This is a genomic window from Proteiniphilum propionicum (assembly GCF_022267555.1).
Taxonomy (GTDB): Bacteria; Bacteroidota; Bacteroidia; order Bacteroidales; family Dysgonomonadaceae; genus Proteiniphilum; species Proteiniphilum propionicum.
This window is the reverse complement of record NZ_CP073586.1, coordinates 1,771,990-1,784,319: the sequence shown is the minus strand read 5'-3', so window position 1 is coordinate 1,784,319 and position 12,330 is coordinate 1,771,990. Positions and strand designations below refer to the sequence as shown.

Here is a 12,330-nt window from a genome sequence, read left to right as displayed (position 1 = left end):
TAATCCCTTATATGACTCTCGACCTCATCATTGTAATTGCCGTGATAGCACTGGGTGTACTTTTCATGCTTATTGAGATATTCTTACTCCCGGGAATCAGCATAGCAGGTATAGCAGGAGCTATCTTCCTGATAGGCGGAATTGTTTATGCTTACATTTTCCTGGGGACCAGTGCGGGAAATATAACCATAGCAGCAGCTTCGCTGGCGCTGGGGGGTACGTTTTTCTGGCTTATAAAATCTAAATCGTTGCGAAAGATCTCACTTGAGGCAAATATCGAGGGGAAAGTTGATACCGGAAATCTTCAGAAAATTAATGCTGGTGATACAGGAATATCTCTCTCCCGCCTTAATCCAATTGGAAAGGTAATGGTTAACGATGTAGAAGTAGAAGGAAAATCTTTCAATGGCGAATTAATTGATGAAGAGACAGAGATTGAGGTTGTAAAAGTGAATACATACAATGTCATTGTAAAAAGGAGATAATACAGCTATATAAAAATACAGCATAACGGATGATTTAGCTGAAATCGAGACAGATACGAAAGTATATTAATTATGTCACAAGCTGAATGTCTGATAATTTCAGATCTGAATAATAAAAATAATTTGTAAATGTTTATTTAAACACCTGACAATCAGCAAAAAGGCCATACAGTTATAGCTAAGTTTATTTTGTTGAAAATTAATGGATTATGTGGCTTATAGAAACTTTGTTATAAAATAATTCAATAAATAATAACACCAAAAACAAAAAATTATGGATTTTTCGTTTCCCTTAATTGTTGCAATTGCCGTAATAATCATTTTTTTATTGATTTTTTTCCATTACGTCCCTTTTTTCCTGTGGATTAATGCATTGTCGGCAGGGGTACACATTTCACTCGTTCAGTTGTTTTTAATGCGTTTGCGACGGGTCCCGCCACATACAATCGTATACGCAATGATTGAAGCGCACAAGGCGGGATTAAAAAATGTAACAAGAGATAATCTTGAAGCACACTACCTTGCCGGTGGACACGTTGAAAAAGTGGTTCATGCCCTGGTATCTGCTTCAAAAGCAAACATCGATCTTACTTTTCAGATGGGAACCGCTATCGACCTGGCAGGCCGTGACGTTCTTCAGGCAGTACAGATGTCTGTAAATCCAAAAGTGATTGATACTCCGCCGGTTACAGCCGTTGCCATCGATGGTATCCAGTTGATAGCAAAAGCCCGAGTAACAGTACGTGCAAACATTAAAAGGTTAGTAGGTGGTGCCGGGGAGGAGACCATTCTCGCCCGTGTAGGTGAAGGCATTGTGTCCTCCATAGGATCCGCAGTCTCGCACAAGTCGGTGCTCGAAAACCCCGATTCCATATCAAAACTGGTACTTAAAAAAGGGCTGGATGCAGGAACAGCGTTCGAAATTCTCTCAATTGATATCGCAGACATTGATATAGGTAAAAATATTGGAGCTGTTCTTCAGATGGATCAGGCGCAGGCAGACAAAAATATTGCCCAGGCACGTGCCGAAGAGCGACGCGCTATGGCAATAGCCCTTGAACAGGAGATGAAAGCTAAAGCTCAGGAAGCCCGTGCCAAGGTGATAGAAGCCGAAGCCGAAGTACCAATAGCCATGGCTGAAGCATTCAGAAACGGTAATCTGGGTATTATGGATTATTACCGTATGGAAAATATTAAAGCCGACACCGATATGAGAGATTCAATAGCGAAGCCCCAAGGCGGAGGAAACAATAAAAAGTAACAGAATAGATATAACCAACACCAATAAATATTATGAGAATAATACCTGAATCGGAATTAATAATAAACTCCGATGGAAGTGCTTTTCATCTTCATATAAAACCCGAACAGCTTTCAGATAAGATTGTGATGATGGGCGATCCTGATCGTGTGACAATGACAGCATCATTTTTCGACACTATTGAATGTGATGTGCAGAGCCGTGAATTTCATACTGTCACAGGAATGTACAAGGGAAAACGAATTACTGCACTATCTCACGGTATCGGTACCGATAATATCGACATTGTGCTTACAGAGTTGGATGCACTGGCAAATATCGACTTTAATACTCGAAAGGTTAAAGATGAGTTCAAGCAACTCACCATGATACGGGTTGGCACATCGGGAGGCATGCAGCCTCATTGCCCTGTGGGATCATATGTTGTATCTGAAAAATCTATCGGGTTCGATGGGCTTATCCATTATTATGCCAACTCGGCAAAAATTCGTGAAGAAGAATTCGAAGAAGCTTTTCAGAGACATGTCAACTGGTCGCCCTATCACTGTTCCCCTTATGTGGTGAGTGCTGACGAAGAGTTGGTCGATCGCATAGGTTATGATATGATAAGGGGTGTTACCATTTCGGCTATAGGATTCTACGGGCCTCAGGGAAGGCATGTACGCCTCCCTCTTGCCTATCCTGAGTTGAATGCCAGGATAGAATCGTTCAGTTTCAACGGATACTCTATAACCAACTATGAGATGGAGAGTTCCGCTATCGCAGGATTAAGTAAATTGATGGGACATAAGGCAATGACTGTTTGTGCCATTATAGCAAATCGCGTAGCTCTGAATTCTAACGCCGATTACAAAGGATCGACGGAAGACCTGGTTAAAATAGTTTTGGACAGAATATAGTTTACCTTTAAGCTATTTCGGAAACAGGTATCTTTCATCAGATCATAAGTAATTCTTTCAACTTTCGCTGGTGTCAACTAAATGAGTATATAGCTAAATATATAGCATTTTTTAAGGGCACTCACCACAGTCTAATAACATTTTGCCATTATAGTGATGTTTTTAGCTGTAATATAACAGAAGCGAAAGTTCAGTTGTTAAATATTAATTTTAAAAAATCTACTCTTCTAAAAAAAACTGTTATGAAGAAAATTTTTACTCTATTTTTTCTTGCGGTTGGACTTGTTGCTTTCTCGCAACAAAACCAGCCGCTCCCTGTTGACCCCAAAGTGAGGACAGGGAAACTTGAAAACGGGCTGACGTATTACATACGTCATAATAAGCTTCCCGAAAACAGGGCCGACTTTTATATAGCACAAAAGGTGGGGTCAATGCAGGAAGAAGACAATCAGGCGGGGCTGGCTCACTTTCTGGAGCATATGGCTTTTAACGGAACAAAAAACTTCCCCGGGAAAAATATGCTCAACTATCTGCAGGACAACGGAATAAAATTCGGCACAAATATTAATGCCTACACCTCTTTCGATGAAACAGTCTATTTCATGACTAACATCCCCACTACCAATCAGAACTTAATTGATTCGGCACTGCTGGTGCTGCATGACTGGTCTAATGCTATTGCACTGGAAGATGCTGAGCTGGAAAACGAACGGGGTGTTATCCGCGAAGAGTGGCGTACCCGCGGAGGAGCACAGCAGCGCCTGTGGGATCAGCTGCTTCCCGTGATGTACCCCGACAGCAAATATGCCAAACGGATGCCTATAGGCAGCATTGATGTTATAAATAATTTTAAACCTGAAGAGATAAGGGCATATTACCACAAATGGTATCGCCCGGACCTGCAAGGTATTATTGTAGTGGGTGATGTAAATGTGGATGAGATGGAACAAAAGATAAAAGAGTTGTTTTCTCCCATAACACTTGATGCAGATAGAGCTGAACGTGAATATTTCCCCGTACCTGACAATAAAGAACCTATTGTGGCTATCGCTACCGACAAAGAAGCAAGAAATACCCGGGTTATGTTATATTACAAACACGAACCGATGCCCGATGAGTTAAAGAGAACACAAGCAGGGTATTTAACACAATATGTATTGAATGCAGCATCATCGATGATTAATCAGCGCTTTTCCGAGATCATTCAGAAACCGGACGCTCCTTTCACTACTGCATATGCTTATGATAGCGATTACTTTGTAGCAAAAACCAAAGACGCATGGACAGTAATTGCCGGAAGCGCGGAAGATAAGATTGAGGATGCACTGGCAGCAATAATCCGCGAAACCGAAAGAGTAAAAAAACATGGGTTTACTGCATCGGAATATGAGATTGTCCGCACAAATATCCTTAAAAGTTACGAGAATGCCTACAATAACCGCGATAAACAGAATAACTCTGCATATTCACAGGAATATGTGCGTGCATTCACTGACGGGGAACCTATTCCCGGTATTGAATATGAGTATCAGTTCATGCAGGCAGTAGCTCCAAATATCCCGGTTGAAGCTGTTAATCAGACCATTCAGCAACTTATAGGGGACGAAAATATTGTGATCTCAGTTACTGGTCCTCAAAAAGACGAGTTAATATACCCTACTGGCGATGAGCTACTTGCAGTCTTAAATTCTGTAAAAGCCGAAACCATTGAACCCTATGCCGAACAGGTAATCAATGAACCGTTGGTGTCAACGCCTCCGGTGCCTGGAAAAATTGTCAAAATTGAAAAAGATGAGACAATGGATGCCACCGTATGGACATTGCAGAACGGGATAAAAGTGATTCTTAAAAACACGGACTTTAAAGATGATCAGATCCTTATGACAGGCACCAGTGAGGGGGGATATTCGCGATATGCGCTTCAGGACCCTATTAACAGCAGGATGATGAGTAATGTTATGACCCTTGGAGGTGTAGGTAATTTCAGTGCTACCGATCTGCCCAAGGTGCTAGCCGGCAAAACTGCATCGGCCCGTCCAAATGTCAGCCTAATTAAACGCGATTTCAACGGTTCTTCCTCAATCAAAGATTTTGAGACCATGCTTCAGTTGGTCTATCTCTATTTCACTGCGCCACGCAAAGATGAAGATGCATTCCAGTCGTATATTCAGCGCATGGAGACTCAGCTCAAAAATCAGGAAGCCGAGCCTATGGTCGCTTTCAGCGACTCAGTAACCGCTGCAATATACGGAAACAATCAGCTTACAAAAAGGTTAAAACCTGAAGATTTAAAAGAGATCAGCTACGACCGTGTTATGGAGATGTACAAAGAACAGTTTGCCAATCCGGGTAGTTTTGTATTTACCTTCGTTGGTAACATAGATGAAGAGAAGGTTCGTCCGGTGGTTGAATTATATCTGGCATCGCTGCCCGGTAAAGCGGCAAAAGATGAATTTAGCAAAGTGCCAATGGACTTCGTGAAGGGTGAATTAACAAACATTTTCCGCAGAGAGATGCAGAACCCTAAAGCTTCAGTCTTTAACGCTATTTCAGGAGTAACTGAACGAAATATGAAAAATCAGATTCTGATGAGTATGTTCGACCAGGTGCTGGATATCGTATATACCGAGAAAGTACGAGAAGAGGAGGGTGGTACATACGGTGTATATGCAGGAGGCTCAATCTCCCGTTATCCCGAAGGACAAACCATGCTGCAGATTATGTTCGACACCGACCCTGAAAAGATGGAGTACCTGAATCAAATTATCCTGGATATACTGGATGATATAGCTTTAAACGGTCCACGTAAAACCGATTTCACAAAAGTAAAAGAGTACATGAATAAAAGCTATAAGGAAAACCTAAAAGAGAACAGTTATTGGACAAATATTCTCGATACAAAATATTTTTATGGTGAAGACAATCACACAAACTATATTGAGACTGTAAATGCTGTTACAAGTAAGGATATTCAGGAATTTGCAGCAAAATTGCTGAACCAGGGCAACAGAAAAACAGTTGTAATGATGCCTAAAGTGGCAGAATAAAATGACAACTGGTATTTACCAGTTTAATAAGTTTGAAAAAGAGAGGGTATGTATCATAATATGATCTTACCCTCTCTTTTTGCACATATATTCAGGGACAAAACACTATGTGAACTTAATCAGTTGTCAATAACCTTCATTTTGAACAATAGTCCCACCTGATTTATCTATCTCCCTTTGTGGAATGGGATACAGGTAATGCACACTCTGAAACCCTCTCTCTCCTAACACTTCTTCTGCAATACCCCAGCGTTTAAGATCCCGAAAACGATGGGACTCAAATCCCAGCTCAACTCTTCTTTCGTGAATCAACCAGTTTGTGACAACAGTAATATTTGACTCATTTACATTTCTGTCGGGCAATGTTCCGGCTGGTGGCTGAGTTCCGTCGGCTGTAACCGAGCTTCCGGCTCTACGACGAATCAGGTTTATAATGCCGATAGCTTCTTTTAATTTACCGGTTTTCAACAACGCTTCTGCCTTCCACAACAGAACATCGGCAAAGCGAATGTAAACTCTGCTGCTTGGAGCATCATCATCACCTTTAAATTCCCCGTCGAGAGTCCCCAATATTTTATTCACATTCCTTGATTCAATATCTACAGTGTAGAGTAGTCTTGGGTCGTTTTCCTCAAAAGCCGCAATAAACGATACCTCAGGAGCCACGAATCCCCAACCCAGCAGAGCACACAGGCCGTTACCTTTTCTTGGGGTCTGGGCTGATTCGTGATCATAGCAAAAAATCACTTCTTGTTCCTGAAATTTTTTATTCACATCAAAGCTATCGAAGTAATTGCTGTTTAAGCTATAATATCCGCTGCCTTCTAGTTCACCTACAAGAGTAATAACTTCCTGCCATCTTTCATTAAACAGAGCCACTTTCGCCTGAAGGGCCATAACCGCTCCTTTTGACACTCGCCATTTTTCTTGTTGATGAGAATATTTGGCATCAGGCAACAGTCCCCTTGCATTGTTTAAATCCTTATCAATCTGAGTCCACACCTCATCGGCTGTTGCCCTTACAGCGACTTCATAAGCCTCATTAAAAGATGTTAGCGGCTTCAACAACAGTGGGACCCCTCCGAAATTCGTCACCAAATCAAAATAGTAAAATGCCCTTAAAAAGTACACCTCTCCTAAAAGCCTGTTTTGTTCAGCTTTGTTAAAATTAAGCTTAGCCATCATCTCTTCATCGGTTAAATAGTCGATAGCTGTATTTACTCTCGAAACTCCTTCATAATTATATGTCCACTGCCCATTAAATCCCCCATTTGAGGCAATAAAACTAAAGTTATTGAACTCATCCATCCATGCCTGGTCTCCATCGGGGTTCCATTTTTTCTGTACATCATCGGAAGCTATATCCTGAAGAATAAAATCGCCTCTGGTAACTGTTCCGTCACTCCATCCCCATTCACCTATAATATTCAGCGTGCTTGAAAGCAGTTGATACGATGAACTTACAGCATATTGTACAGTGGTAACCGTTGGCTGCATATCAACCTGATCGGGCGTAAGCAGGCCTATAGGGTCTTTCGACAGATAGCCTTCGCATCCTGACAACAGAAACACCCCTATTATAAATAAAAACAGATTCCTATAATATTTCATTATCCAAAAGATTTAAGTTGTTTAAAAAGATAGATTTATTCCGCAAATAAAGGACCTCGACTGTGGATAGGTCCCCATATCAATCAAATCCGTAGATTCCGGGTCGAGTCCTGAATATCCGGTCAGTGTAAATAGATTTTGACCCGACATATAGATCCTTATATTTTGCATGCCAAGTTTTTTGATGTTTGTAAAAGAGTATCCGAGTTCAATATTTTTCAATCTTAAGTAGGAAGCATCCTCAACAAATATACTCGATACTCTGCTACTTCCATTGTCGGTAAAACTCACACGTGGAATTTTGTTGGTTGACCCCTCTCCATCCCATGCTTTCAAAATATTTGTGGTGTAATTAAACGGTCGCGTATCATAATCAATTATTTTTTTAGAGTCGTTGTACCTGTCCACACTTCCGACACCTTGAAAGAGTATAGCAATGTCGAAATTTTTATACGAACCTGAAAAGTTCAATCCGTACAACAATCCCGGGTTAGGATCGCCGATGAAATCCCTGTCGTGGTCGTCAATTCTTCCATCGTTATTCCTGTCTTTAAAACGAATATCACCTGGCACAGGAGTTGGGTTGGTTGTGCCGTGCAGGTGAGTACTTATTTCGTTTGCATTTTGATATACTCCATCGAAAACATATCCGTAATAGGCATTAAGCGGCTGCCCTGGCTCCGTTCTTGTAACTGATCCTACCAGACTGGGAAGGTTCGGATGCAGCTTTTCCACCCGGTTTTTTACGGTAGACAAGTTGGCATTGATATTATATTTAAATGCACTTTCGGAATTGCGAAGCATTATACCAAATTCCCAGCCACGATTGCTCACTTCACCTGCATTAACTATGGTAGGCTGCACGTCACCAACTATACTTGGGAGGCTTATAGGCAACAGTATGTCCGTAGTATATTTCTGAAAATAGTCTGCGGTAAAATACAATCTGTTTCTAAAGATACCTGCATCAATACCTATGTTATACTGAGTGGTGGTTTCCCACTTTAAATCGGGATTCCCATACCTGGAGATAAGATATTTGTCTCCATCTTTTCTTATCAACGTAAGATAAGCGTAATTGGCAATTTCCTGATTTCCCAGCTGTCCGATGCTTCCCCTTAGCTTCAAGTCGGAAAGCCAGTCATGTTTTTTCATAAATTGCTCTTCAGACAATTTCCAGCCGGCTGACAAAGAAGGGAAGTATCCCCACCGGTTTTTTTCTGCAAACCGCGAAGAAGCATCTGCCCTGAAGTTAGCCGTGAGCATATACCTCATATCATATACATAAGTCAACGAGGTAAAGTATGACATCAATGCCCATTCAGATCCACTGCCCCCATTCCATAAATCCTGTTCGGTACTCCCAAAATCAATATATCTGAACTTCTCGGTATCATACTCATATCTTCTTCTTGAAGCATTTATTCCCGATCCGTAATTGGTGATAAATTCACTCCCGACCAACGCATTGAGTGAGTGAAGGTCAAACATTTTATCATAACTCAATGTGTTATTCCAGGTAAAAGTCAGCTCTTCGCCCCTGTATTCATTTAATCCATTGGGCCTGTTTTGGCGGCCTAAACCACGATCTATCTGGCTTCCGCCGCCATCATCATCGCCAAAATTGGCAAAAAAAGCCTTTTCATGACGAAAGTTCAAATCAACACCTGCATTGGTCCTGAATCTAAGCTCTTTTTCGGGCAAGAAAGCGATCTCTCCGAAAAGGTTTCCGAATGTTTTAAAATGCGAGCGGGTGTCGTCAGTGAAATAAGCTAGAGCAATCGGGTTTTGTGTCCATTCATACTTATCACTTTCCCATCCTCCAGTATCCCTGTTGTTATGAATATAAAAAGGCAGATCGGTAAAAGGGTTTTTTTCTGAATATGTGGGATCGTTGGGCGACTTGAATACGGAAATTACCGGTGGACGCAAAAGCGCGTGTCTTATTATTCCGGGAGTGTCGCCTTTAGACGAAAGTTTATCCTGGATGGCATAAGAAAGTTGCATATTGGTACCTACTTTTATTCTTTCCGTCAGATTGGCATTGATATTTGTACGAAAATTGAATCGATTGTATTTATCGTTATCATATACAACAATACCATCTTGTGTAACATATCCCACGGAGAGTAAGTACTGCAGTTTATCACTGCCTCCGCTTGCCGTCATCTGAATATTATTAGTATAGCCCGGTTCAAAAAGTTCATCTAACCAGTCGGTGTTTGCAAAATCACTCCGCCCCTTATCTGCAGTATAAGGATTTGTTCCGGAATATCCGGCATTGTTCCACGCCTTTTCCACAACATTCATATACTGTACGGAATTCAGCATCTTGGGAAGATTTGAAGCCTGTTGTATACCGCTGAAAAAGTTAATGTCGAAATTAGTTTTTCCCGCTACCCCGCTTTTTGTAGTAATAACAATTACCCCGGCCGAGGCCCTCGAGCCGTAAATAGCAGCAGCAGAAGCGTCTTTCAGCACAGTCATCGATTCAATATCGGAAGGATTGATAAACGCCAATTCCCGGGTGGGCACCCCATCCACAATATAAAGCGGATTGTTGTTTCCGATGGTACCCTCTCCCCTGATTCTGATATTTATCTCATCACCAGGGGCGCCTGTACTTTGAGTAACCTGAACACCCGCCACCTGCCCTTGAAGCGCCTGCCTTACATCTGCAACCCGGCGTCGCTCCATATCGTCAACGTTGACAGGTGCTACCGCCCCTGTAAGAGTCGACTTTTTTTGCACGGAGTATCCAACAACAACTAACTCATCAATCAATTGAGTCTCGGGCTGAAGGTTTATCTCCAGAAATGTTTGATTTGTTATAACAATTTCCTGGATAGAATATCCTACGTATGATATTCTAAGAGTATTATTTACCGGGACATCCAATTCAAAGTTTCCGTTTACGCCGGTAACAGTACCTGCTCCTGTTTCCACAACAAGTACGGTTACCCCGATCAGTTCTTCATTTGTCAGGGCATCTTTAACAGTACCCCTGACATTGATAGTCGTTTGAGCATGCAATCCCAAAGCAGCACAAACCACAATGACAAAAAATAATGCTTTCTTCATGTTTTACAAAAGTTAAGTTATTTATACGATATGATTTCTTCACCAATCAAAAGTTTATTGTCCACTTTTTCAATTTCTCCGCCTGACGGCAACTCAACAATTACACAGGCTTGCCCGGCCGGCATCTCTATATCTGCCCTGCCCACAACCGATCTGGCCAAGTAGGTTTTTGAAATAATATCAAAAAGGGCGGTTCCCTCTCTCACGGGTGTATACTCCACTTTCACAGATTCGTTATACGGATTGTATAACAAAAAAGTAGGATAGGTTCTATCTGAATAAAAGTCTGTAACGTTACAGTTAAGTTTAAGGACTTTTTCAACATTGGTTTTTTGTATCATAGCCCCAAATATGCCAACGGGTGCCGTACTGTAAAGGCTGAACATGGATTCTTTTGGATTGTCTTTGTGCCACTTCGGCCCGTCGCCGATGGCAACGGGGTGCACCCCCTCCAGCCGGGGGCTCTGCAAGTCGTCCGCGTAACGTAAACCTTCGTAAGCAACAACGGAATTCGTGTATCCCTGCATCGCCGGAAGCCATTGATTGGCATCCGGTATTTTATCGGGGAAGAAAAGACGCGATGCATTCACGTTATTCAGCATCCATTTGGCTATAGCCCTAGCGAATTCAGGTTCATACTTTACCATGGGTACAAGGGGCATAGCCATTTTTATACTGTTCATAAGGAATGCATAACCACCACCATCGGTAATGCTCCCTTGCAGTCCGCTGACATCATATTTCCCCCATCTGTCCACAATAATCCCCCATCCGGTACGCCCGTTTTCACTTTTTGTCCCCTCGAAAACCCAGTCAAGCATCTTTGCAACATCGTAATCTGTTCCCTCCTCGGCATTCAGGCGAGCAGCCGTGTAAACGCCAATAGGCAGCAACACTTCGTAGAAACGACTTTCGGTTTGATTGTCCAACGCCTCAATGGCAGATTTCGCATGCTCAAGGTAGCGCTTATCCCCAAACTGCTTGTATGCCGCATAAAGCACATAGCCATGACCTCCTGCAGCATCTTGTTGCAGAGGAATCTGGTTTATCATACCCTTCATTTGAGCGTAATCAAAGTAAGAGTAATCGTAATTTCCGTTTAACACCGAATCGGCTTTACAGAACTGTTCTGCAATCATACGCTGTATGTTTTGTGCATTATCAACATCCGGGAAAACATCACAGATATTATAAAACAACACGTTCGGAAAAACATCATACCACCAGTCCCTCCCATAGCCTCCGCCCAAAAGAGCTACTTCAGGAGTTGTGTTGTTCATCATTATATTCCAACCATTGTCTGTATTAAAATAGTTTTGGATCATTTTCACAAAGTTGTATCCGTTCTGATTGGTTTTGTCAATACCTATCAATCCGGCACCTAATATTGCTGCTAAGGAGTTGAGGCTTTCATGAAATTCGCCGTTGTTCACATCTGCTCCCTGCCGCACGTCATGAACCGCTGTAAATAACCCGAATGTTTGCTGTGGTAAATTGCGCTTATTATTGTCAAGCCAAATCATTGGCCCGGCAGGCAACGTGGAATCAAAATCAAAAACATACTCGTCAAACTGCCGGGCTTTTTCTTTCCAATCCAGAAGTTCGTAAGGCTGCGGCATGTCGGGCATAAGTTCTACCCTGTTAATATTTACCTGAACAACAGGGTCTCCATAATATGCTTCAGATTTATTGCACGACCATAGCGAAACAATGCAGCCAAGAATTATGAGGTTAAATATTATTTTTAATAAATAAGCCCCTCCTAATAGTCTCTTTCCTTGCAAACATATCGTATTTAATAATTGTGTTAAACAGGACGAACAGGCCCAATCTTGCTTGAAATGTGCCATTGTGTACAAATATCTAACTCCAGTGAAATCACTTTTACTCATATCCTCGTGTTTAAGAGGTTTATATGTTGGTTTCATAATAAGTAATATTTAATA

General features: G+C 41.7%; 7 protein-coding genes. 4 read left to right on the top strand and 3 right to left on the bottom strand.

What is annotated here, in order from left to right:
* Positions 1–11: 11 nt before the first annotated feature.
* From KDN43_RS07280 to KDN43_RS07265, 4 genes are all read left to right on the top strand, one after another.
* Entirely contained in the window at positions 12–485 is a 474-nt protein-coding gene (locus KDN43_RS07280) for an NfeD family protein (protein WP_238869160.1), read from the top strand.
* A gap of 274 nt (positions 486–759) precedes the next feature.
* Entirely contained in the window at positions 760–1,746 is a 987-nt protein-coding gene (floA, locus tag KDN43_RS07275; RefSeq protein ID WP_238869157.1) for a flotillin-like protein FloA, read from the top strand.
* 32 nt (positions 1,747–1,778) lie between these two features.
* Positions 1,779–2,645 (top strand): nucleoside phosphorylase, encoded by an 867-nt coding sequence (locus tag KDN43_RS07270; RefSeq protein ID WP_238869156.1) that lies wholly within the window; start codon positions 1,779–1,781, stop codon positions 2,643–2,645.
* 242 nt (positions 2,646–2,887) lie between these two features.
* Positions 2,888–5,692, top strand: coding sequence for a M16 family metallopeptidase (locus KDN43_RS07265; protein WP_238869154.1), 2,805 nt, complete (start codon positions 2,888–2,890; stop codon positions 5,690–5,692).
* Positions 5,693–5,818: 126 nt separating this feature from the next.
* Here KDN43_RS07265 and KDN43_RS07260 read toward each other — a convergent pair whose 3' ends face one another.
* Genes KDN43_RS07260 through KDN43_RS07250 form a run of 3 tightly spaced genes read right to left on the bottom strand, consistent with a single transcriptional unit; the run spans position 5,819 to position 12,012 of the window.
* Positions 5,819–7,303, bottom strand: coding sequence for a RagB/SusD family nutrient uptake outer membrane protein (locus KDN43_RS07260; protein ID WP_238869152.1), 1,485 nt, complete (start codon positions 7,301–7,303; stop codon positions 5,819–5,821).
* Positions 7,304–7,324: 21 nt separating this feature from the next.
* A complete protein-coding gene (locus KDN43_RS07255) occupies positions 7,325–10,384 on the bottom strand; it encodes a SusC/RagA family TonB-linked outer membrane protein (RefSeq protein WP_238869150.1) in 3,060 nt (1,019 codons plus the stop codon).
* Positions 10,385–10,401: 17 nt separating this feature from the next.
* Positions 10,402–12,012 carry a hypothetical protein gene (locus KDN43_RS07250; RefSeq protein ID WP_407681788.1) on the bottom strand — a complete coding sequence of 537 codons (1,611 nt, stop codon included), beginning with the start codon at positions 12,010–12,012 and terminating at the stop codon, positions 10,402–10,404.
* Positions 12,013–12,330 lie beyond the last annotated feature (318 nt).

Coding starts and splice junctions, on each gene's coding strand:
- KDN43_RS07255 (WP_238869150.1), bottom strand. CDS start 10,384: ATGAAGAAAGCATTATTTTTTGTCATTGTGGTTTGTGCTGCTTTGGGA.
- KDN43_RS07270 (WP_238869156.1), top strand. CDS start 1,779: ATGAGAATAATACCTGAATCGGAATTAATAATAAACTCCGATGGAAGT.
- KDN43_RS07260 (WP_238869152.1), bottom strand. CDS start 7,303: ATGAAATATTATAGGAATCTGTTTTTATTTATAATAGGGGTGTTTCTG.
- floA (WP_238869157.1), top strand. CDS start 760: ATGGATTTTTCGTTTCCCTTAATTGTTGCAATTGCCGTAATAATCATT.
- KDN43_RS07250 (WP_407681788.1), bottom strand. CDS start 12,012: ATGCCCGACATGCCGCAGCCTTACGAACTTCTGGATTGGAAAGAAAAA.
- KDN43_RS07280 (WP_238869160.1), top strand. CDS start 12: ATGACTCTCGACCTCATCATTGTAATTGCCGTGATAGCACTGGGTGTA.
- KDN43_RS07265 (WP_238869154.1), top strand. CDS start 2,888: ATGAAGAAAATTTTTACTCTATTTTTTCTTGCGGTTGGACTTGTTGCT.